We start from the raw sequence: 22067 nt of genomic DNA, 5'->3' as shown, positions 1-22067 counted from the left end.
TTTGACGGCGGCTATAGAACACTTTACAATAAGGATACCACCCGGCCTAAAGAGTCTTTCCGTGGCCGGAAATAAGTCCCAATTCTATGTGTTTTCCCCGTTTCTGACCTTATCTTATTCCTTTGAAGCACGTCTCTTTCGCTACACTTCTTTCTGGAGTTTCTATTTCTGCACTGGGTTAAATCTACGCTGTACTATTCATCATCCAACCTTTTTGATTACATGCTTCACTACCCATAAGTTAAGGGAGGCTCTTCCATGAAGAAAAAAGAAATGGTAGCCATGTTATTGGCGGGAGGCCAAGGGAAAAGGTTAAAGGGATTGACCAAGTCGCTCGCAAAGCCCGCTGTTTATTTTGGGGGGACCTACCGGATTATTGATTTCCCTTTGAGCAACTGCTCCAATTCGGGAATTGATACTGTCGGTGTGCTGACGCAGTATGAACCGCTTGTGCTTCATTCATACATCGGAGTAGGCAGCGATTGGGACTTGAACCGCAAGGACGGCGGGGTATTTGTCTTACCGCCGCATGAACGGGAGAACGGGAGCAGCTGGTACCGTGGCACAGCAGATGCCATTTACCGCAATCTGAAGTTTGTGGATCAATTCGATCCGGAGCATGTGCTGATTCTGTCGGGAGACCATATCTACAAGATGGACTATTATGCGATGCTTCAGTACCACAAGGCTAGAAATGCCGACTGCACCATATCGGTTATCGATGTTCCGCTGGAGGAAGCCAGCCGGTTTGGCATACTGAATACGGATGAGGATCTTAAAATTTATGAATTTGACGAGAAGCCGGCGAAGCCGAAAAGTACACTGGCTTCTATGGGTGTCTATATTTTCAAATGGGAGGTGCTCCGCAAGCATCTCCTGGAGGACGGAGAGAACGCCGGCTCGTCCCATGACTTTGGCAAGGATATTATTCCGCTCATGCTGGCTGATGGCCAATCCCTCTTTGCGTATCCTTTTGAAGGGTACTGGAGAGATGTAGGTACTATAACCAGCCTGTGGGAAGCGAACATGGATCTGCTGAGCGATACTCCGCCTCTGAATCTGAACGATCCGAACTGGCGTATCTTCACCCGCAACCCGAACCAGCCGGCACAATATGTAGCTCCGGGAGCGAAGGTGTCGGGCTGCATCATTAATGAAGGCTGCATTGTCCACGGAGAAGTGAAGCATTCAGTACTCTTTTACGGCGTGGAAGTGGGTGAAGGCAGTGTGATTACGGACTCTGTCATCATGCCAAAGGTCAAGATCGGGAAGAATGTAAGAATTCACAAGGCCATTATCAGTGAGAATACGGTCATTGAAGATTACATGGAGATCGGGATTGAGCGGGAGGATGAGGAAGAAATTCTGCTGATCGACAATCGAAGCAAAAAGCGCAAATCCGTTGCAGCCAAAACCATATAATCAGCAGAGGACGGGGGGATTTCGATGAAAGAACTCATGGGTGTCATTAATCTTGACCATGAACTGGACCAATTAAACGAGCTGACCTATTTCCGCTGCGGCGCGGCGGTGCCTTTTGCCAGCCGCTACCGGCTGATCGACTTTGTTCTCTCCAACATGATGCGTGCGGAGCTGGAGAGCGTGGGGCTGTTTGTCCGCCGTAAATACCGTTCGCTGATGGACCATCTCGGCGACGGCAAATCGTGGGATATGAACCGCAAGCACGGGGGCCTGTTCATTCTGCCGCCTGACTGGAATGATCCGACAGATACTTCCCTGGGGGATTTGCAGCATTATCACAACAATCTTGATTTCTTCAAACGGGCTGCGGCCAAATATATTGTGTTCTCCGGCAGCCAGCACATCAACACCGTCGATTTCCAGGATGTGTTTCAATATCATATGGAGAAGGGTGCCGATGTCACGCTGGTTTACAAGAAAATTGACATCCTTAAGCCGGAGCACGATCCCTGTCTGCGGGTTGATGTAGACGAGGACAGTAATGTGACGGAGATCCATCAGGAGAAGGATCATCATAACGTCTATCTGGATATTTTTATTATGGAAAAAAAGCTGTTTCTGGAGCAGGTGGAATATTGCATTGCGCATGGGGAGAGTTACTTTTTCCGTGACGCCATTCAGAAGAACCGCCACAAGTTCAAGATTGCCGCTTATGAATATACAGGCTATCATGCCGTAATCAACTCCCTGGAGAGTTATTACAAGAACAGTCTGGAGCTGCTGCAGCAGGATAATTATTTCGGACTCTTCAAAGAGAACCCGGTTCAGACGAAAATAAAATATGAAGCTCCTACCCGCTATCTGGACAGCGCGGAGGTCAGCAATTCGCTGGTGGCCAATGGTTGCATTATTGCGGGGACCGTGGAGAACAGCGTGATTTTCCGGGGGGTGCAGGTCCGCAAGGGTGCGCGCATTATTAATTCGGTGATTATGCAGAAATGTGTCATCGAAGAGAATGCCGTGATTGAGAATGTCATTATGGATAAAGACGTGCAACTAAGCAAGGACCGGATACTTGTCGGGGACAGCAGACGTCCATTTGTGATTGTTAAGAGCAGTAAGATTTAACCGTGAGGCCATTCTTTTAAAAAAAGCATTTGTCAGGAGGAACCTGCTGTTGTTCAACGATAAAGAGACTTTTAAACAAGTGTTCCGCGAGACACTCATCGGGAAATTGGGCAAGCCGCTGGAGGAAGCATCGAACGCCGACATCTACAACATTCTCGGCAACATGATCCGTGAAAATGCGGGTAAGAACTGGGCGGACACCAACCAGAAGTTCAAAGCCGATAAGGATAAGCAGGTATACTATTTTTCCATGGAGTTTCTAATCGGCAGACTTCTCGGCAATAACCTCCTTAATATGGGCGTGCTTGAGGTTGTACGTGACGGACTTACGGATTTGGGGTTCTGCCTTCGGGATGTGGAAGAGGAGGAAGCGGACGCGGGCCTCGGCAATGGCGGTCTGGGCCGTCTGGCGGCATGCTTCCTGGATTCACTGGCCTCCCTGCAGTATGCAGGGCATGGCTGTGGCATACGTTACAAATACGGCCTGTTCGAGCAAAAAATCGTTGACGGGTATCAGGTGGAACTGCCCGATTACTGGCTGCAGAATGATAATGTATGGGAAGTGCGGCGGGAAGACAAGCAGGTAGAGGTACGGTTCTGGGGCCATATCGAGACCCGTGAGGAGAACGGTGAGCTGGCCTTCGAGCATAAGGACTATGAAGCGGTGCGCGCGGTTCCTTACGATGTGCCAGTCATCGGTGCTGACTGCAGGCATGTGAACACACTACGCAACTGGAGCGCAGAGTCCATCGCCCAGCCTTCACGGATGTTCGGTTCTCTGGCCGGAAGTGATTACCACAAGTATCTGGAATACAAGCGTTCGGTAGAGTCGATCTCCGAGTTTCTGTATCCGGATGACTCGCAGTATGAAGGCAAGCTGCTCCGGCTGAAGCAGCAGTACTTCCTGTGCAGCGCGGGGTTACAGAGTATTCTGCGGACTTACAGCAAGAACGGGCTTGGCATTGAATCACTGCCGGACAAAGTGGCCCTGCATATCAATGATACGCATCCTACACTGGTTATCCCGGAGCTGATGCGGATTCTGATGGATGTGCACGGACTCGGCTGGGAGCAGTCCTGGAGTATCACTACCCGCATGGTCTCCTATACGAACCATACCATTCTAAGCGAAGCGCTGGAAAAATGGCCGATCAGCATGGTACGGGAGCTCCTGCCGCGTATCTTCCTCATTATCGAGGAGATTAACGCCCGCTTCTGCGGTGAGCTGATGAGTAAATATCCGGGGGATCAGAACCGGATTAATCAAATGGCAATCATTCATGATGATCAGGTGCGCATGGCCCATCTGGCGATCGTAGCCAGCCATAGCGTTAATGGTGTGGCGGCTCTGCATACAGAGATACTGCAGAAGCGCGAAATGCGTCTGTTCAATGAGATGTATCCGCACCGCTTCAATAACAAGACAAACGGCATCACCCACCGGCGGTGGTTACTTCATGCGAACCCGGAGCTGGCCGGACTGATTACTGAATCGATCGGTTCGCGTTGGGTTCATCATCCGCAGGAAATGATTGGCCTGATCAAATACAGTGAGGATGCTTCCTTCCAGGAGCAGGTGGCCGGAATCAAGCGCCGCAACAAGCAGCGCCTCTCTGAATATATTTTCAGCAAGCATGGCGTTCAGGTAGATCCGGACTCGATCTTCGATGTGCAGGTAAAGCGTCTGCATGCATACAAGCGCCAATTGCTGAATGTGCTTCATATCATGCACTTGTACAATCAGCTCAAGGATAACCCTTCCATGGACATAGTGCCGCGCACCTTCATCTTCGGTGCCAAAGCAGCGCCAAGCTATCACCTGGCGAAGCGCATCATTAAGCTGATCAACACGGTAGCCGATGTCGTCAATAAAGACCCGCAGATCAAGGGCAAGATCCATATTTTCTTCCTCGAAAATTATTCGGTGTCCCTGGCGGAGAAGATTATTCCGGCTGCTGATGTTAGTGAACAGATCTCTACCGCCAGCAAGGAAGCCTCCGGTACCGGGAACATGAAGTTCATGATGAACGGTGCGCTAACCGTCGGAACGATGGATGGGGCGAACGTGGAGATGCATGAAATGGTCGGGGATAACAACATGTTCCTGTTTGGTCTTCGTGCGGAGCAGGTTATGGATTACTACCAATACGGCGGTTACCATGCACGTGATATTTACAACGGCGACAGCCGGGTGAAGGAAGTGCTGGATCAGCTCGTGACCCCTGGGCCTATTTGCTGCAATACCCAGGAATTCGATACGCTGTATCAGTCGCTTCTGGACAATAACGATGAGTTTTTTGTGCTTAAGGATTTCGCTTCCTATGTGGAGACCCATGTCAATATTGACTTGGCGTACCGCAACCAGAAGGAATGGCTGAAGAAATCCATTATCAATATTGGACATTCCGGCAAATTCTCCAGCGACAATACCATTGCCCGCTATGCATCCGAGATCTGGAATATCAGTCCGGTGCGCCTGTAGGCAGAGCCCGACTGAATAAACTGGAGTGCGGGAAGAGAGGATTCTCTCCAGCACCCCGGCAGCAAAAAGACCTTCACCAGCGCAGATTATTCTGCGGCGGTGAAGGTCTCTTTGTCTGATTACGGAGCGTATCAGATGACGTCGGCAACCAGTGTGGCGAACCGTTCCAGGAAACGGCGTTCCTCATCATCAAAACGGTGCTTGATAGGGCTGTCAATATCAAGCACCCCCAGCAAGCGTTCGCCTTGAACCAGCGGGACGACGATCTCGCTGTTTGAAGCCTCATCACAGGCGATATGCCCAGGGAAGGCATGTACATCACCAACGACCAGCGTACGGCGCTCGCTGGCGGCCGTACCGCACACCCCCTTGCCCAGCGGAATGCGGAGGCAGGCCGGCAATCCCTGGAACGGTCCGAGGACCAGCTCCTTGCCGTCGAATAAATAGAAGCCGGCCCAATTGGTATCCGGCAGAGAGTACTTAAGCAGTGCGGAGGCGTTGGCCAGATTGGCAATGGCATTCGGCTCGCCTTCCATCAGTGCACCGAGCTGGCTGAGAACCGATTCAAACCTCTCGCTGCGTGTGCCATCATAGGGCATGGCTTGAAACATGAAGCATCACCTTCCTGTACGATAAATCAGCATAAATCCATAACTGTAACTAACAACATAGTACAGCCCGGCGGGATACGTCAAGCATTCCTGGGATATTGACGGATTGTTTGAATTTTACATCAGCGGCTCAGTGGGAAGGAACGCCCGGTTACCATATCTGGTTGATGTTTCCGATCTCTCTCCCCAGGGTAATGCAGTTATAAATACCGAAGGCTTCTGGCCGGAAGGAGTGGGATATGCGCGCCGATGTACAGAACTTGTTCATAGGAATCCATATGTTGTATTGTGCACATGAGAAGGATCTGACACTGGCAGAGATGCTGCCGGAGCTGGAGAATCTGGGGTACCGGGTGGCAGAACGTGAAGTGAAGCAGGAGCTGGAGCGGCTCTCCCAGGAGAATTTCCTGACTGCCCATGGGGAGGCTTACAGTCTTACCGGAACGGGAATTGAGGAGTTCAAGGCGATCCAGCAGAAGCTTCAGGTGCTGTGCACCGAAGTTCTTAAGCCAGTCCGAGCAGCAGGTGCGTCCGGATAGCTCCCGGCCGTTACAATTAGATAACGACAGCGTCTGTTGCGGGTGGTAAGCACCCATGACAGGCGCTATTTTAAATTCTACGCTACGCTTCACGCTATAAATTATCCTGCTATTTCTCGTTTCAATCGGGTACCTGATAGCAATACATAGTATCGCTGCTTCGGAAGCCTAAGCCTTCAAAAGGACGGCGCAGCCGTTGTTGCATCTGATGTATACTAAATAAAGTTGAAAGGAGACGATCGTCTTGTATGTATGTGGCGGAGAAGTCCCTGTCCTGCACGGAAAAAAAGTAAAGCTGCGCGCGATGGAGGCGGAGCATGCGGCAGACCTGTTCGCTGTCTGGTCGCATCCGCAGGTTGCCTGCTGGCTGGCCGCACCGCCGCTGTCTACTCCGCAGGAGGCGGAAGAGCTCATAGCGATTCTCCTGCAAATGTCCCGTGAGGAAGAAAGTCTGCGCTGGAGCATCCTCGGACATGACGGGCATATTATCGGCAGCTGCGGTTATAACAGCTGGCAGCTGCAAGGAGCGTACAGAGGAGAAATCGGCTGTGAGCTGCTGCCTGATTATTGGGGGAAGGGCTACATGCGGGAGGCATTGGAGCTAATGCTGGACTATGGCTTCGCCGTAATGGGCCTCAACCGGATCGAAGCGTTATGCCACCCGGATAATATCCGGGCGCAGCGGCTGTTTCAGTCACTCGGGTTTGGGCGGGAGGGTCTGCTGCATGAATACCGGCATACGGAAGCGGGATTCCAGGATGTAGTCCTGTATGCACTGCTTGAGGGCTCGCAAAAGGACTAACTTCAGCAATGAAGGAGCACAGCGTGAGGAAGGAAGGCTGAACCTGGTCATCCCGAAGCTCCAATGTACAAAAAATGGCCGCGCTCTCCTGTACAGGGGGCGCGGCCGTTTTCTATTTAGGTTAGTCTGAACGTGAATTGATTCACAACCTCTGAGGCCTAAATCCTACTTGCGGGGAAGCGGAGAGAGTTTCTCAGCCTGCAGGCCCATCTTCTTAAGCAGTGTAATCATCTGTTCCTTCTCTTCATCACTCAGTCCGCTAAATGCAAGATGCAGCCGCTCCGAATATTTCGGATACATTTCGTTCATGAGACGTTCGCCTTCTGCAGTCAACTCGGCAAAGATCACCCGGCGGTCACTTGGGCAGGGTTTGCGCTGCAGGTAGCCGCGTTCTTCCAGCTTGTCGATTACGTAGGTAACGTTGCCGCTCTGCAGCAGCAGCTTGGCGCCGATCTGTTGGATAAGGCTGTGGTCCCTTGTAGTAGAGGACTTCCATGACAGCGAAAGCCGTAGGATTGAAGCCTTCAATCTTGCTGCCGGTTACGGCATGCTCATTAATGCTCTTGAAAGACTTGGCAAAAACCCGGTACAAATGCAGTGTCAGTTGAGTATCGCGTTCATAGGATTGTATCATGCTTCTCCACCTCTATTGTTAATCGTGAGGGCTTGCCCACACGGTTTGGAATCCTGCTTTCGTTGATCTAGCTTTACAATACGTCAAAGAAGGAATGTTGAACATGTGATTTGTCACAATGAGCACACTTTTAATTATTAAAAATCAAACAATTTTTTACGGGTGCACAAAAGTTGTGAACTTTTTGGAGATTACCGCAATCCGTCTCTGGAAGGAGCGGGAAATCAGCCTTAGGCGCAGCAGGTAATTACAGCCAGGGTTCGATGAACCTTCCTGTGCAATTCCTTATTATGGTTACAGTAGATAACCAATTGTACGGGGAGTGGATAAAGGATGAAAGAAAATCAGGGGAATGCGGCGCAGGCAGTGAAACTCACGGCCAACAAGCCATTTGTAGTGCTAATCACAGCACAGCTGGTATCTAATATAGGGGACTGGCTGCATATTCTGGCCCTGCTCACTATGGTCGGACTGAAGTGGCAGGCTTCACCCTGGGAGATAACCGCCGTCTCCTTATGTATGGCAGTACCGATGCTTCTAGGGGGTCCATTCGCAGGATATTTAAGTGATAGGATGGACCGCAGAGCAATCATGATCGGGTCTGATCTGGTGCGTGCCGGGATTGTGGCTTGTCTGGTATTTGCGGGCTCTCTTTGGCAAGTCTATGTCCTGCTGCTGGCGAAGGGGGTTCTGGATGTGATGTTCTCTCCGGCCAAAAGCGGTAAGCTCAAAGAGCTTGTGCCGCCTGAACAAATGGATCAAGCGGTAGCGCTCAGCTCTTCCATAGAGCAGATTACCAAAATTATCGGTCCTGCGGTTGGAGGTCTGCTTGTTGCAGCCGTCGGAATTTCCGCCTGCTACATCATTGATTCGGTGAGCTACATCGTATCGGCGGTCATCCTGCTGGGGCTGCCGCGAGCGGGGATGTTCAAGACAGACAGAGTGAGTGAGGCTGCTGAAACGCCAAAGCTTCGCCATTCCTTCCGCAAGGAAGCTGGTGCAGGATTACGGCTGATTGCCGGCATGCCAGTGGTGCTCAGCGGCGTCGTGATGATTGTAGCAGCCCTGCTGGTGCTTCAGGTTGCTGATTCCCAGACCGTTACTCTGTTCCGGGAAATTCCCGGAGTGAATGCCGATTTGCTGGGCTGGTGCGTAGCTGCCAGCGGTTTCGGTACTCTGCTCTCGGCCCTCGTAGTGGGACGCATGGGCAGCAGCAAGCGCCCGCTTGTGTTCATGGCCACCGGTACGATTCTCATGGGCTCTGTATTTGCGAGCGCTGCTCTTGTGGCTGCTTACGGACAGGCGGGCCTTTGGATGAATATAATGTTGTTCGGTTCGTTTGTTCTCGCCGGTGCCGGCGCAGGCTTTGTGCTTATTCCATTCAACTCGATGCTACAGTGCAGGACACCGGAAGCCTATACGGGCCGGGTATTTGGAATTGTGAGCAGTCTGACCAGTGCAGCGGTTATTCTGGGGCCGGTAGCCGGTGGGGCATTAGTGACAGTTTCCGGTCCAGTCACGGCTTTCATTGTCTCGGGTATGCTGGCAGCCCTGCTTGGAGCGTCGCTGCTCTTCCTGCGGCCGGGAATCGAAAAAAGAGACAAGGCGTCGCACGCCCTGGAACAATCAGTAGCCTAAACGGACTGTCCGCCGAACTAAGCTGGTACAGGGTGGCTGAGGGTGATATGATCGGATTACCGGAGTGTATCCGGCAGGCGGTGAATAGGCGCCAGCTATTATGGTTTAGGAGATGGAGAGCTGTATGGAAGAGACAGAAGCACCGCAGGTTCAGGAACTTGGATCAATCGGAGATCATGAGCAGGAAAGTATGGAACGGGACATTGTACTGGATGTCTATATTGAAGAAGCGGGCTATGAAGCAGGCGATAAGAGAATATCCAATATCTCTTTTCAGGTACAGCAAGGACAGTTGCTGGGCTTAATTGGTCCTAACGGAGCGGGAAAGAGCACCACAATCAAGACCCTCCTGGGTCTGCTGAAGCATGCCAAAGCCCAGGTGAAGCTTGGCGGAGAGAACAAATCTTATGCTTACGTGCCGGAGCAGCCCGTATTTTATGAGGATCTGACGTTGTGGGAGCATCTGGACCTGGCTGCAGCCGCTTATGGCTTGTCCTACGAAACCTTTGAGGCCACGGCCGATAAGCTTCTGTCCCAGTTCGGCATGGATCAGGTGCGCAACGATCTTCCCGCAGGCTTCTCCAAGGGTATGAAACAAAAAATGATGCTGATGCTGGGCTTTCTGGTCCAGCCTGATGTCTATATTGTGGATGAGCCGTTCATCGGGCTTGATCCGCGTGCGACCAAAGATTTCCTTCGTCTCCTGGAAGCTGAGCGCAAGCGCGGAGCCGGCGTGCTGATGTCAACGCATGTGCTGGACACGGCCGAAAAAATCTGTGACAGCTTCGTGCTGGTCTCCGGAGGGAGAATGACAGCAACGGGGACACTGGAAGATATCCGCGCCCAGGCGGGATTGCCGGAGGCGTCGTTGTTTGATTGCTTCGACGAACTGACATGAGCAGAAGTGCATTTGCTTTTCCCACAGCACGGAAGCTGTTCCGGCGGCGGCTGTTTTCCCATTTTCGCGAGCAATCTGCTATCATCCGTACAGCTGCGGACTGGACGGTGCTGCTGTATATTATCATTCCAGGCGGTTTGCTGGGCGGACGGTTTTATTATGGCTTCTGGAATCAAGAGCTGCCTGCATGGGCAGCAGATTTACCCTTTGGAATCATTCTCGCCCTGCTGGCAATCCTGGTGGCCACCGGAGGCCTGGTTCTGCTGCTGCAGGAAGGGGATCTGTTATTCCTCAGGCAACGGGAGGACTGGATCCGGACGATTGTGCTGCGGGGAACGCTGTACAGTCTCGTAGTCACAGCTCTGAAGATGGCTGTGCTGTATGTCATTCTGCTGCCCTTCATCGTCCATGGCTACAGCGTTAGTCCGGCCGCGGCCTGGGCACTGCTTGCCATGACGATTGCCTGCAGCTGGTGTGTCAAGCTGCTCGGGCATATCGTCAAGGTCCAGCGGCAGGGCTTCCGCCGCTGGTTATGGCTGATTCCTGCGGTTACCGTACCCTGTGCCGTCTATATCCGGGCCGGACTGTACTTCAAGGACAGCCCTCTGCTTCTGCTGCTGGTCACTGCCTTGTTTGCGGTGGTGACGGCCTGGGCTATCCGCTATCGCTTGCGTTTACGCGGCACCTTCATGAATGATGTGCGCGAAGACTACAAGCAGCGGATGAGAATCGCTGCACTGATGCTGCGCGGGGTGCTCGATAAACCGCGGCCTACGCGGTACAAGCCGTGGATCTTCCGGAAATCGCAGCCGCTGCTGAAGTCTACGCTGCCTGAGAGCCGGTTCACGGCGGCTGCTATCAAGGCATTGGTGCGGAATCCGTCTCACTTGAAGCTGTATCTGTCATTTACCGGAGTGGGATTGATAGCGGTATTCATTGTTCCTTCTATGTTGAAGTGGCTGATCTTCGCGCTGCTGATCGCATTAATGTCCTACTGGCTGTCTTCCTACTGGCTGCTGTTTTCAGGGGATGACTACATTGGGATTTTACCATTTACCAAAGAACAAAAAGCAGAGGCGGGAGCAAAGGCGCTACCGCTCATGCTGATGCCGTTTGCCCTGTTGTGCTCGGCGGCTATCTGTCTGCCGCTGTACGGCTGGCTAGGGCTGCTGCTGTTTATTCCTGTTGGCGGCGGGGCCGGATATCTGATTGCCAATATGTTCAGCGCATTCCGCTTTGCCAAATGATAACAGCTGTAAACCGGATTTTTTCCGAATAAAAGTAATCCTCTTCAAAGTTTCCCGCGAAGGTTAATATAGAGGGAGATTAATGAGAGGGGTTCCCTTATGACAGAAGCTCTGGATGACAGAGAGTTGATGAAACGCATTGGAGACAAGGAACCCTCGGCGCTGGAAAACCTCTATGACCGTTATGAAAAGGTGATATACTCCTTTGCCTACAGGATGGTACAGGACGCCATGGCAGCCGAGGAGGTTGTGCAGGAGCTGTTTCTGCGTGTATGGACGCATAGTGAGCGGTATGATGAATCCCAGGGCAAGCTGACAACCTGGATGTTCGCGCTCACGCGCAATATAGCGGTAGATATGCTACGCCGCAAGTCGGTCAGGGACCGGGGAGTACCTGTGGAAGACGCTGCGCTGCATGCCGTGGCTGACGAGTCCTTGGAACCTGCTGTGGTTGTTGAGATGAGAACGGAAGGCCAGCGCATGCGGGAAGTGCTGGCAGAGCTTAGCCGTGATCAATTGCAGGTCATTCATTCCATTTATTATGGAGGCATGACGCAGCAAGAGGTTGCGGCGAGGTACAACATTCCGCTGGGGACGGTCAAAAGCCGCGTGCGGCTGGCCCTGAAGCAGCTGAAGAGGCATTTTAAGGCTCAGGAAAGGAGGGAAGGCTACCATGGATGAAGCGGACAATCAAATCTGTGAATGGGCAGAGCTGTATGCGCTGGGCGGGCTGGACGAAGAGCAACGGCTGGAGTTTGAGACGCACTTGACGGGCTGTGCGGATTGCCGGAAGGTAGTGGAAGAGCTGAGAGAGATCGTGGATGTGCTGCCTCTCGCTTCAGAGGAAGTGTCACCGCCGGAGGGAATGAAGGAGCGTGTGCTGGGCCGGGTGCTGGCTGTGGAAGAGAGCAAGAAGACATCTCTTGCAGATGCTCTGGAACGGAGCACCGTACGCGGTGTTCATGAAACCATAGTGCCACCGGCTCCCGCACCGGAAACACCTTTCTCTCCGTCAGCTGTAAAAGCGAAGGCAACTCCGTTGAGCCGCAACAGCCTTTTGCGCGGTGCATGCGCTATATTGGCTGTAGCTGCAGCAGCGCTTGCCATCTATTCCGTTTCCCTGCAGCGGGATGTGAGCGGGCTGAAGAAGCAGCTTGCACTGACCGGAGCCCCTTCCACTGAGCTAAAAGTAAATGAGGTGGTCCAGCTTGGTCCTGCGGCACAGGACATTGTGGCCAAGGGCCTCGCGACAATCGTTATTGATGCCAAAGGCACCCATCTGCTGGTACAGGCGGAGAAGCTGCCTGAACTTAGTGGAAGCGAGGCATTCCAGGTCTGGCTGATCAAGGGCGATGTTAAGAAAAGCGCCGGAACCTTCCTGTCTTCCGCAGGGACAGGTGCGATGTACTATACCTTTGATCCCCAGGGCTATGATACCGTGGCGATTACACTTGAACCAGATGGGCAGGGTGAGCAGCCCAGAGGGCGGCCAATACTCATCGCCAAGATTGCAGGGTAGCCGCTGCCCGCAGCTAAGCCCTCAGATCACTAGAAGAGCATCAGTTCTAACTCTGGGAGTAAGATCAGACCCGCTGTGGCTCGGTGAGGAGCATGTACATGAAGCGAGTCCGGTCCATACGGACCGTAAAGCCTTTATTTTCAAGAAAGAGATACTTTTAACCGGCTAACGGACCGTGATGCGCTTATCGTCTCTCCATCAGGCTATATTCAATCCGCCGTTTAGAGTAAGATGCTCTACTAGTAAGTGATCAAACCCCAAAAGCCAGCCTCCTAAGCAAACGGAGGCTGGCTTTTTACATTCAAGACAAATCTGCTGGAAGTGAGGTGCGGAGGGTTACTCCCCGTGCAGCCCGGCCGCATGCATGCCCGCCGTATATCCTGTGGAGAACGCGGCGGTAATATTATACCCGCCGGTATATCCGTGGATATCCAGTATTTCACCGCAGAAGAACAGTCCCTGCATCAGTTTCGATCCCATGGTCCGGGGATCAATTTCTTTCAGGTTAACTCCGCCGCCAGTAACAAAGGCTTCCGCAAGAGAACGGGTGCCATGCACCTGAACCGGCATCCGCTTCAGAAGCGCTGCGAGCGACTGCAGCCCGGTTTTGGGCAGATGATGTCCTGTAGTATCGCCGTCGAGTCCAGTCTTAGCCAGCAGCAAGGGAATCATCCGCTCCGGCAGCAGGCCCTTCAGCGAGTTGCGGATGGCCTTTTTCGGCTCCAGCTCCAGCTTGTTCTGCAGCTGTTCCTCCATCTCCTGCGGGTTCAGGTCCGGGAAAAGGTCGATGGACAGTTCTACAGTGTGGGTTCCCGATTTGCGCTGAACCTGCCGCAGGAACTGGCTGCAACGCAGCGCAATCGGCCCGGAGAGGCCGAAATGGGTGAAGATCATGTCGCCCCGGTGGGCAATGACCCGCTTGCCCTTCGGATTCCAGACCGTCAGTATTACATCCCGCAGGGATAAGCCCTGCAGTTCTCCGGATTTGATCCATTCCTCCTGCGACAGGATAGGCACCTCTGTAGGGAACAACTCCGTAATGGTGTGTCCGGCGGCCTCGGCCCACGGGTATCCGTCTCCGGTGGAACCAGTCTGCGGTACAGATTTGCCGCCTGTGGCGATGACCACGGAACGGGCACCCAGCTTTTTGCCCGAGGACAGCCGGACGCCCTCCACTGCGCCATTTGTATAGAGAACCTCTGTCACCGGACTGTCGGTTATAATCTCCACACCAAGGCTTCGCACTTTGCCGATGAGCGCTGAGACGACGCTGGAGGCTTTATCGGATACGGGAAACATCCGCCCGTTGTCTTCTTCTTTTAGGGCAATCCCCAGATTCTCGAAAAATTCGATAATATCCTGATTGTTGAAATGGTCAAATGCGCTGTACAGGAAACGGCCGTTGCCGGGAATATGGGAGATCAGCTCGGAGGTCTCTTTGATGTTGGTCACATTGCAGCGCCCTCCTCCGGAAATCCCCAGCTTCCTTCCAAGCTTGGCCCCTTTATCAATCAGCAGAACTGCCGCTCCATGCCCGGCAGCAGCCACGCTGGCCATAAGCCCCGAAGGTCCGCCTCCGATGATAATTACATCATAGTTACTGCTCATAAATCTGCTCCTTTACATATGAAGACAAGATGCAAACTGTGCACCCTTAACGGCATCATACCATTACGGCCACGACGGGGCCAGAGGCCCCGCGTGCGAGACGGCGAATTCCATTGTCAGGACTGCAAGGTTATGATTTAATCAAATGGAATAGGGTGATTTGTCCAATTTGGGGAGTGATTGCAATTATTTACGAGGTAAAGGATATTTTATTGCAAATAACATCTGCCTGCTCCTTTCTGTTCTTGTTCCAGTGGTGGCTTGATCAGAGCCAGATGGTTCGAAGGAACGGGAAATTCCCGGATGACCAATCCTTTTTGATTATCAGTTGTGCACTAAGCATTGTATTCTGCATGATTCTGTCCACAACGCTGTTTGGTGTGATCTATCTGAATTTAGCTATTATACCGGCTTACATCGGCGTTTTATACGCTGGATTCCGTTCGGGGGTGAGCTTGGTCATATTTTTTGTACTATGCACTATATTATTCTCGGAGCCTTCCGGTATCAGCAATCTGGTGCTGAACACAGGGGTGCTGCTGTATCCGCTGCTGTTCGGTATGGCGAAACCGTTCAAGAACGGCGGGACACTAAGCAAAATTGCCGTCCTCTGGGGTGTACTGTTTCCGAGCATGCTGTTTATTGTCCTTGCACCCAAAATGCATGGGCACAGCCTGTATGATTCCCCATCCCAAGAAGTGAGTGTGGCCGTGCTCTACCTTGTTGTCTCGGTGGTCCTGGGCGGCAGCTTTATTTACTTTATCGAAACCGCCTGGGACCGGATGGAGATCCAGAAACAGATGAAGGGAATCTCTGAGAAGCTGGAAAGGGAATCGGAGAAGCTGCAGCAGATTACCGATGTCGTGCCGGTCAGTATTATGTCTCTGGATGATATGGGCTGTGTAACCGAACTGAATGAATGTATGCTGAACCTTTTCCGCCAGCATAATCCCCTGATTACAAAAGAGGCCATTCTAGGCCGGAGGGTAGAGCGGCTTCTCTGCAAAGAGCCGGATAGCCCGATCCTAAAGCGTATGGCGGATAACGTATTGCACAAACAACGGTACAACGAGAAACTTCACTATGATTCCAGGACTTATGATGTATTCTCTGCACCTCTGCAGCTAGGAATGGGGGGCATATCCGGAGGAAGGGTTGTGATTGTCCAGGACCTGACCGAGGAAGAGAAATTCCGCAGCGAACTGGATCATGTGGAGCGGCTAACCCTGGTTGGGCAGATGGCGGCGGGAATTACCCATGAAATCCGCAATCCGATGGCGGTGGTGCGCGGATTTCTGCAGCTCATGCGGGAAAAAAGCCATGGAGAGATGGACTCGTATTATCAGATTATTATGGAAGAGCTGGACCGGGCCAACAGCATTATCAATGACTTTCTCTCCCTTGCCCAGAGCCGGATATCGAACAAGGAGACTGTTCAGCTGCATCATATTATAGAAGAACTATCCCCGCTTCTCTGGGCTGATGCCAATCTCCGTGGTCAAAGCGTGGAGCTGAGATTATGTCCGTCCCTCCCGCTGCTTCAACTCAACTCCAGGGAAATCAAGCAGCTTATCCTTAATCTGGCCCGCAATGGAATGGAAGCGATGGAGCCTAAGGGGGTTTTGTATCTGGAGACGCGTATCCATGAGGATAAGGTGGAGCTGGTCATACAGGATACGGGAAGCGGAATTCCGCAGAGTCAGCTGGAGAAGTTATTTGTGCCTTTTTACACAACAAAAGGTCAGGGGACCGGCCTCGGTCTTCCGCTTTGCCTAAGCATTGCCGAGCGGCATCATGGCAGTATTACAGTGGATTCCCAAGAAGGCAAAGGTACGGCTTTTATCATTTCTTTTCCTTACGGGCAGGAGGTCAGCCAGGAAGCTGCCGCCGCAAAGGAAACCTCTTATTTTCCCTCCAGCGATATCCCTCCCGGCCAAGAACTGTGAGGCCGGTTCTGCTTGCTTTCACAGAGTATGTATGTATAATAAAGTTAGTGAATCCTGCTACAACGCGGTTTTGACAAATAGTTTAAGGATAAAGGAGAGTGCATTGAATGTCCATGTCATTTAATCAATATATGAAGGATTCCATCCAGCCCATGCGCGATGATCTGACAAGCATCGGGTTTCAGGAGCTTTTGACTCCGGAAGAGGTGGAAGCAGCTCTTCCTGCCTCCAAAGGTACCTCACTAGTTGTTGTTAATTCGGTCTGCGGCTGTGCCGCCGGTCAATGTCGTCCGGGTGTGGCTCAGGCGCTGCAGAACGAGATCCTGCCGGATCACCTGTTCACCGTATTCGCCGGCCAAGAGAAAGAAGCAACAGCCAAAGCGCGTGAATATTTTGCACCGTATCCGCCTTCTTCGCCTTCCATTGCGCTGATGAAGGATGGGGAGCTTGTTCACTTCATCGAACGTCATGGTGTTGAAGACCGTTCGGCTGCTGAAATTGCTGCTGAGCTGAGGGATGTATTCAACCGCTTGTGTCAATAAAATAATGCCAGCATTACTCGGTCTCGCAGGCTGCCGGAAGTCCGGTTGTCTGCGGGACTTTTTTGGAAATAATACGCAAGAATAACCGCAGCTATGCTGTGAATCGGGGTGTACGTACTTGAGTATGCAAGAAGAGATTATTGCCGCCCTCGGTGTTAAGCCATCTATTGATGTGGAGGCGGAAGTCCGGAAACGGGTGGATTTTTTGAAAGCGTATATACTGGAAGCAGGGGCAAAAGGGCTGTTAATCGCGATTAGCGGCGGGGTAGACAGTGCGGTAGCTGCAGGTCTGTGCAAAAGGGCAACAGATGAGCTCTCAGCCGGAGAAGGCAAGGAATATATCACACTTGGCGTGTTCCAGCCTTACGGCGAACAGGAGGATATCGCGCACAGTTATGCGGTAGCAGAGGCCTTTGCATTGACGCATAAGGTGGAGACCAATATCGAGGAAACGGTCAATGAGATTGCACTTGAGGTAGAACACAGCCTGAAATCGCTTGGGCAGCACCGTCACATCACCCATCAGGGCAAAGGCAATGTGAAGGCCAGAACACGCATGGTGATGCAATATGCGCTGGCCTTTGAGAACAATCTGCTGGTAGTAGGAACAGACCATGCCTCCGAAGCCATAACCGGCTTCTATACCAAATGGGGCGATGGTGCCGTGGACATTACGCCGCTGTCTTCGCTGAACAAGCGTCAGGTGCGCCAGCTGGCTGCATTCCTGGGTGTACCTGCCGACATCGTTACCAAAGCACCGACAGCAGGCCTATGGCCGGGACAGACGGATGAGGCGGAGCTGGGCATCACCTATGAGGAGAACAGCGATTACTTGGAAGGCAAAACGGTCAGTTCCGAAGCCGCCAGGAAGCTTGAAAGCTATTACCGGAGAACCGCGCATAAGCGTAATGTGATTCCGGGGATCTGAAAAAGGGGTTGTATCGAAAACCGCCGGGCCGCTGCCTCCAATCGCAGCCGCTCCGGCGGTTCTTCATGTGATTAGCTACTTCGCCAGAATACGCCCAATGAACGTCTTGGAAGCATCGATCGCCTGCTCCAGCCCGGGAGTAGTCCCGGCAAAAGGGTGAACGGTGCCAAAGGTATGATTGCCTCCGGGAATCTGTGACCATTCAATATCCGGCCGTAAAAGGGTCAATTGTTCTGAACCGCGGCGCAGCCGCTCCCCATCCTCGCTTCCCTGGATCAGGACGACCGGGAAGCTGGCCTGCTTCATCCGATCCAGGATGTTGTAGCGTTCGGCTTGCTGTTCTAAGTCTTCTAGAATTATAGCATCCAGAGGCATTTGCTGACCTGTACGTCCATTGAGCACATAGGTCCGGCCCTTTGCTCTCATCTCCCGCTTCTGGTCTTCTGTGAGCAAATCGATACTAGTGACACCGTTCCAGGAGATCACGCCGGTAATTGCCTCGGGATGATCGAGCGCGTAGAGCAGACATATCCCGCCTCCCAGGCTGTGACCGAGCAGAAATACGGGCAGACCTCCAAATTTGTGATGCTGGCTGAGGTAGGAGAGCAGAATTTCCAAATCTCTGATCTCACGTTGACCCGTGTTGCGGGCGAACTTCTCCAGCTCGGTGAAGTTCTGCAGATCCTCGCCAATTCCGGCATGCGAGAAGTTGAAGGTGACGACCTCATGCTCATCACTAAGCGCCTCTGCAGTATAAGGGAACATTCCCCAATCCTTGAAGCCCTTGTAGCCATGGGCAATGACAACCAGACTTCTAGCTTTGCCTCGGGACGGGAAATGGGAACAACGCAGGACAGCATCCTCACCTGCGGGCAATTCGAAATTACGGGGCATAGGGCATCTCCCTTTCCTTGCGAAAATAGACTTCAGCGGCTTTTTCTTTTAAGATAGCAGAAAGCTAGAACCAAGACTATAATTTATACTACTCCATACAAAGGTTGAAAGACTTCTGTCCAGTATGAGATTATAGTCTTTCTGTAGGAAGATCATACCATTAGCACGCGGTTAAGGATAGAAGGCAATATGAGGCAGTCCATGACTGCGGGAGCACGAGGGGCGTGAAGTTTTGATATACGGAATCGGACATGATGTGCTGGAAATCGGGCGGATTGTAAGTATAGCAGATGGTAATTTAGGCCACCGGTTTATCCGCCGGATTCTTACCGGGCAGGAGCTGGTACTGGCCAAAAGAAGGGGCGGGAAGGCAGCGGAGTTCATAGCCGGACGATTCTCGGCCAAGGAAGCGGTAGTTAAGGCGCTCGGATGCGGAATCGGGCATACCGTGGGCTTTCAGGATATTGAAATTCTGCCGGATGACCAGGGCAAGCCGGTGGTCTCGCTCTCGGCTGAGGCATGGGCCCGGCTGCTGCTGCCGGAACAGGAGTATGCCATCCATCTCACCATTACGCACAGCCGCGATTTGGCCTCAACATTCGTTGTGGTGGAGCGGTTGCCGGCCCAATAAAAAGGGTCTAATAAATGAACGGCAAGGAGAATAACCATGACAACACATGAACAACAAGGTAAAGCACAGCAGGAAGCCAAGTTATTCTTCAGCCGGTTCCTGCTGGAATGGTATCAGGGTCAAAAACGGGATTTGCCGTGGCGGCGCCACCGCAATCCTTATTATATCTGGATTTCGGAGATTATGCTGCAGCAGACCCGAGTGGATACGGTGATTCCATATTTCAACCGCTTTATTGAGCGTTTTCCTACGGTGGAGTCGCTGGCCGATGCCCCTGAAGAAGAAGTGCTGAAGTGCTGGGAGGGACTCGGCTACTATTCGCGTGCCCGGAATCTGCAGCATGCCGCAAGGCAGGTGAAAGAGCAGTATGGCGGGCAGGTTCCGGATGACCGCGACGCCGTATTCGGCCTCAAAGGCGTAGGCCCTTACACAGCAGGAGCTATCCTCAGTATTGCCTTTAACCGGCCGGAGCCGGCGGTGGACGGCAATGTGATGCGGGTATTGTCCAGGTATTTCCTCATTGAAGATGATATCGCCAAGGGACCTACCCGCGTTGCCATGGAGCGCCTGGCGGCAGAGCTGATTCCTGAAGGCGAGGCCTCGCATTTCAACCAGGCGCTGATGGAGCTTGGCGCGCTTGTATGCACGCCGAAATCACCGCGCTGCCTTCCGTGCCCGGTGATGGAGCACTGCGCTGCGCGACTGGCGGGCTGCGAGACATCGCTGCCCGTCAAGACCAAGGCCAAGCCGCCGCGCCCCGAGGAGCGGCTGGCGGCCCTGGTGGAGGGCTGCGGCGAGCACGCGGGCCGGGTGCTCATCCGGCAGCGGCCATCCAGCGGGCTTTTAGCCCGCATGTGGGAGCTGCCGCATTGGCCTGCGCCGCCTGCAGAGGGCGGCGCAGCAGGCGCGCTGCTGCCGGAGGCCGCGGCGCTGGACCGGCTGCGCCGGTCCCTGAGGCAGGCCGGGATTCCCGCCCGGCCTGCTGAGCACTGGATGGCTGCAGAGCATACATTCAGCCATATTGTGTGGACCCTGCAGGTATACCGCTGCAGGGAAGAGGATGTCCGCGCGCTGCCGCTGGCGGCGGAAGGCCGGACGGCGTATGCTGCCGTGCTGTCCCCGGGTGCCGGGGACGCCGGTCTGCCTGACGCAGCGGACAGCGTATCAGTAGAGCCATTCGCAGACGGCACCGGAAGTCCTGAAGATGGCGGGGCGGTACGATGGATTAACCGTGAGGATATGGCCAATTACGCCTTTCCCAATGTTTTCTTGAAGCTGCTGAATCACTATTTCGATGAGCAAGATTCCAATCAGGTGAACGGTTGAATGTCGCATATTACATGAGATACAGCCAAAAAAACGGGTACCCGTCATCTAGGAGGGTACCCGTTTTCATATATTCAGGTGCAGCACCATTGCACTGCACTAAGCGGCACCGGGGCCGCTTTTACTTATTTTGCGCTGTCGTAGCGTTTGCCGACTTCTTCCCAGTTGACTACATTCCAGAAGGCTTTGATGTAATCAGGACGTTTATTTTGGTAGTTCAGGTAGTAGGCATGTTCCCAAACGTCAAGGCCGAGGATAGGGGTTGCGCCTTCACTGATCGGGTTGTCCTGGTTAGGTGTGCTTGTTACAGCCAGTTTGCCGTCCTTAACAACGAGCCAAGCCCAGCCGCTGCCGAAACGGGTAGTTGCTGCAGTAGCGAAATCTTCCTTGAATTTATCGAATCCGCCCAGTTCGCTGTCGATGGCTGCGGCCAGTGCGCCGGTTGGTGCGCCGCCGCCATTCGGTCCGATAACTTCCCAGAACAGAGTGTGGTTGGCGTGTCCGCCGCCGTTATTGCGGACTGCCGTGCGGATCGCTTCAGGTACTGCGTTCAGGTCAGTAAGGAGTTCCTCAATGCTCTTGTCTTGCAGTTCGGGTGCCTTTTCCAGAGCAGCGTTCAGATTCGTCACGTATGTGTTATGGTGCCTGTCATGGTGAATCTCCATCGTCAAAGCGTCGATGTGCGGTTCGAGAGCGTTGTTCGGATAAGGAAGTGCCGGTAATTGAAATGCCATGGAAAAATCCCTCCTGAGTGTTATTGAATTTGTATAGATAAAGAATTTTGGCGGTCTTGACGTCAAAACCCCTTATTTCCGATGAACCTTATAGGTTATGTGCCTGATAAGATACTATTATTAAACCGTATCTGGAACAATAATGCAACATTAAACAAACATTAATGTTTGTAAAGTTTAAACTATGAAAATCTAACCACATGTGTTAACGCTGTGTTAAAATCGAAAGGGGCCGCCCCCGGCATACGTTTACATAGCTTTAACGTCCTATTTAACGAATTTCTGTAACAATATCCTATGTAAACGCTTTATATCAAGCGCTTTCAAAAGAAAAATGATGATATCGCCAGAAAAGTATGCTTTAATAGACTTAAAAGCAGGTATTTCTCGTTTTTTGAAGTTTAAAGAAGCTATAAACTGTTTAACATTAGGTTAATACTTCTTTAGTCGCATGAAATGCTACTACTTAAGACAGATTACGCGACTTCTTCGAAAGGCAATTTTTTGCTTTTCTTTTTTTCCTCTCCACGCTGTTACG

Annotated in this window: 19 protein-coding genes and 1 pseudogene; 15 read left to right on the top strand and 5 right to left on the bottom strand. The window is 52.5% G+C overall.

Translation table 11 applies throughout. The features are described from left to right. Positions 1-258 precede the first annotated feature (258 nt). From A3844_RS09355 to A3844_RS09345, 3 genes are read left to right on the top strand one after another with little or no spacing between them, the layout of a single operon-like run. Positions 259-1422, top strand: coding sequence for a glucose-1-phosphate adenylyltransferase (locus A3844_RS09355; protein ID WP_074086804.1), 1164 nt, complete (start codon positions 259-261; stop codon positions 1420-1422). Between the two features lie 24 nt (positions 1423-1446). Continuing rightward, the gene (gene glgD / locus A3844_RS09350) at positions 1447-2550 is read left to right on the top strand and encodes a glucose-1-phosphate adenylyltransferase subunit GlgD (protein ID WP_074086805.1); all 1104 of its coding nucleotides are present in this window, start codon (positions 1447-1449) and stop codon (positions 2548-2550) included. Between the two features lie 49 nt (positions 2551-2599). Further along, positions 2600-5032, top strand: coding sequence for a glycogen/starch/alpha-glucan phosphorylase (locus A3844_RS09345; protein WP_074086806.1), 2433 nt, complete (start codon positions 2600-2602; stop codon positions 5030-5032). Positions 5033-5163: 131 nt separating this feature from the next. On the opposite strand, the gene A3844_RS09340 is transcribed toward A3844_RS09345, so the two are convergent. Beyond that, positions 5164-5643 (bottom strand): GAF domain-containing protein, encoded by a 480-nt coding sequence (locus A3844_RS09340; RefSeq protein ID WP_074086807.1) that lies wholly within the window; start codon positions 5641-5643, stop codon positions 5164-5166. 239 nt (positions 5644-5882) lie between these two features. Here A3844_RS09340 and A3844_RS09335 point away from each other — a divergent pair, with 239 nt between their 5' ends. Together A3844_RS09335 and A3844_RS09330 are read left to right on the top strand one after the other, a co-directional pair. Further along, complete coding sequence (locus tag A3844_RS09335) at positions 5883-6182, top strand: hypothetical protein (protein WP_074086808.1); 300 nt, start codon at positions 5883-5885, stop codon at positions 6180-6182. 244 nt (positions 6183-6426) lie between these two features. Next, a complete protein-coding gene (locus A3844_RS09330) occupies positions 6427-6984 on the top strand; it encodes a GNAT family N-acetyltransferase (RefSeq protein ID WP_074086809.1) in 558 nt (185 codons plus the stop codon). A 165-nt stretch (positions 6985-7149) separates the two neighbouring features. On the opposite strand, the pseudogene A3844_RS09325 reads toward A3844_RS09330, so the two are convergent. Next, positions 7150-7618, bottom strand: a pseudogene (locus tag A3844_RS09325) (MarR family winged helix-turn-helix transcriptional regulator). 333 nt (positions 7619-7951) lie between these two features. Between A3844_RS09325 and A3844_RS09320 the strand changes: the two are divergent. The 5 genes from A3844_RS09320 to A3844_RS09300 all read left to right on the top strand — a co-directional run bounded on the left by A3844_RS09320 (position 7952) and on the right by A3844_RS09300 (position 12920). Further along, a complete protein-coding gene (locus A3844_RS09320) occupies positions 7952-9256 on the top strand; it encodes an MFS transporter (RefSeq protein ID WP_074107262.1) in 1305 nt (434 codons plus the stop codon). Positions 9257-9380: 124 nt separating this feature from the next. Beyond that, positions 9381-10154 (top strand): ABC transporter ATP-binding protein, encoded by a 774-nt coding sequence (locus A3844_RS09315; RefSeq protein WP_074102723.1) that lies wholly within the window; start codon positions 9381-9383, stop codon positions 10152-10154. Beyond that, entirely contained in the window at positions 10133-11401 is a 1269-nt protein-coding gene (locus A3844_RS09310) for an ABC transporter permease (RefSeq protein ID WP_167374659.1), read from the top strand. The genes A3844_RS09315 and A3844_RS09310 overlap by 22 nt, the downstream gene beginning before the upstream one ends. A gap of 99 nt (positions 11402-11500) precedes the next feature. Continuing rightward, positions 11501-12082 (top strand): RNA polymerase sigma factor, encoded by a 582-nt coding sequence (locus A3844_RS09305; RefSeq protein ID WP_074086813.1) that lies wholly within the window; start codon positions 11501-11503, stop codon positions 12080-12082. Then, positions 12075-12920 carry an anti-sigma factor gene (locus A3844_RS09300; protein ID WP_074107260.1) on the top strand — a complete coding sequence of 282 codons (846 nt, stop codon included), beginning with the start codon at positions 12075-12077 and terminating at the stop codon, positions 12918-12920. Before A3844_RS09305 ends, A3844_RS09300 begins: the two co-directional genes overlap by 8 nt. A gap of 336 nt (positions 12921-13256) precedes the next feature. Here A3844_RS09300 and A3844_RS09295 read toward each other — a convergent pair whose 3' ends face one another. Continuing rightward, a complete protein-coding gene (locus tag A3844_RS09295) occupies positions 13257-14528 on the bottom strand; it encodes a BaiN/RdsA family NAD(P)/FAD-dependent oxidoreductase (RefSeq protein WP_074107259.1) in 1272 nt (423 codons plus the stop codon). 212 nt (positions 14529-14740) lie between these two features. Between A3844_RS09295 and A3844_RS09290 the strand changes: the two genes are divergently transcribed. The 3 genes from A3844_RS09290 (at position 14741) to nadE (ending at position 17944) form a co-directional block, all read left to right on the top strand. Further along, positions 14741-16474 carry a two-component system sensor histidine kinase NtrB gene (locus tag A3844_RS09290; RefSeq protein ID WP_167374658.1) on the top strand — a complete coding sequence of 578 codons (1734 nt, stop codon included), beginning with the start codon at positions 14741-14743 and terminating at the stop codon, positions 16472-16474. 107 nt (positions 16475-16581) lie between these two features. Next, entirely contained in the window at positions 16582-17016 is a 435-nt protein-coding gene (locus A3844_RS09285) for a BrxA/BrxB family bacilliredoxin (protein WP_074086816.1), read from the top strand. A gap of 118 nt (positions 17017-17134) precedes the next feature. Beyond that, positions 17135-17944, top strand: a complete 810-nt coding sequence (gene nadE / locus A3844_RS09280) for an ammonia-dependent NAD(+) synthetase (RefSeq protein WP_074107258.1) — start codon at positions 17135-17137, stop codon at positions 17942-17944. A gap of 75 nt (positions 17945-18019) precedes the next feature. On the opposite strand, the gene A3844_RS09275 is transcribed toward nadE, so the two are convergent. Continuing rightward, positions 18020-18838, bottom strand: a complete 819-nt coding sequence (locus tag A3844_RS09275; protein WP_074107257.1) for an alpha/beta hydrolase family protein — start codon at positions 18836-18838, stop codon at positions 18020-18022. Positions 18839-19070: 232 nt separating this feature from the next. Between A3844_RS09275 and acpS the strand changes: the two genes are divergently transcribed. Together acpS and mutY are read left to right on the top strand one after the other, a co-directional pair. Beyond that, positions 19071-19469, top strand: coding sequence for a holo-ACP synthase (acpS, locus tag A3844_RS09270; protein WP_074102716.1), 399 nt, complete (start codon positions 19071-19073; stop codon positions 19467-19469). A gap of 36 nt (positions 19470-19505) precedes the next feature. Next, complete coding sequence (gene mutY, locus A3844_RS09265; protein ID WP_074107256.1) at positions 19506-20795, top strand: A/G-specific adenine glycosylase; 1290 nt, start codon at positions 19506-19508, stop codon at positions 20793-20795. Between the two features lie 125 nt (positions 20796-20920). Here the strand turns inward: mutY and A3844_RS09260 are convergent, their stop codons facing one another. Beyond that, the gene (locus A3844_RS09260) at positions 20921-21529 is read right to left on the bottom strand and encodes a superoxide dismutase (RefSeq protein WP_074086821.1); all 609 of its coding nucleotides are present in this window, start codon (positions 21527-21529) and stop codon (positions 20921-20923) included. Positions 21530-22067: the final 538 nt, after the last annotated feature.

The sequence above is a fragment of the Paenibacillus helianthi genome (assembly GCF_001909055.1).
Taxonomy (GTDB): Bacteria; Bacillota; Bacilli; order Paenibacillales; family Paenibacillaceae; genus Paenibacillus_AQ; species Paenibacillus_AQ helianthi.
Note: the sequence above shows the minus strand (reverse complement) of the source record. Positions and strands in the feature narration are given on the sequence as shown.

Bases quoted from the DNA above. Each gene is read 5' to 3' on its own strand.
- A3844_RS09260 (WP_074086821.1), bottom strand. From the start codon at position 21,529: ATGGCATTTCAATTACCGGCACTTCCTTATCCGAACAACGCTCTCGAA.
- A3844_RS09335 (WP_074086808.1), top strand. From the start codon at position 5,883: ATGCGCGCCGATGTACAGAACTTGTTCATAGGAATCCATATGTTGTAT.
- A3844_RS09315 (WP_074102723.1), top strand. From the start codon at position 9,381: ATGGAAGAGACAGAAGCACCGCAGGTTCAGGAACTTGGATCAATCGGA.
- A3844_RS09285 (WP_074086816.1), top strand. From the start codon at position 16,582: ATGTCCATGTCATTTAATCAATATATGAAGGATTCCATCCAGCCCATG.
- glgD (WP_074086805.1), top strand. From the start codon at position 1,447: ATGAAAGAACTCATGGGTGTCATTAATCTTGACCATGAACTGGACCAA.
- A3844_RS09300 (WP_074107260.1), top strand. From the start codon at position 12,075: ATGGATGAAGCGGACAATCAAATCTGTGAATGGGCAGAGCTGTATGCG.
- A3844_RS09275 (WP_074107257.1), bottom strand. From the start codon at position 18,838: ATGCCCCGTAATTTCGAATTGCCCGCAGGTGAGGATGCTGTCCTGCGT.
- A3844_RS09320 (WP_074107262.1), top strand. From the start codon at position 7,952: ATGAAAGAAAATCAGGGGAATGCGGCGCAGGCAGTGAAACTCACGGCC.
- A3844_RS09355 (WP_074086804.1), top strand. From the start codon at position 259: ATGAAGAAAAAAGAAATGGTAGCCATGTTATTGGCGGGAGGCCAAGGG.
- A3844_RS09340 (WP_074086807.1), bottom strand. From the start codon at position 5,643: ATGTTTCAAGCCATGCCCTATGATGGCACACGCAGCGAGAGGTTTGAA.
- mutY (WP_074107256.1), top strand. From the start codon at position 19,506: ATGACAACACATGAACAACAAGGTAAAGCACAGCAGGAAGCCAAGTTA.
- A3844_RS09305 (WP_074086813.1), top strand. From the start codon at position 11,501: ATGACAGAAGCTCTGGATGACAGAGAGTTGATGAAACGCATTGGAGAC.
- A3844_RS09295 (WP_074107259.1), bottom strand. From the start codon at position 14,528: ATGAGCAGTAACTATGATGTAATTATCATCGGAGGCGGACCTTCGGGG.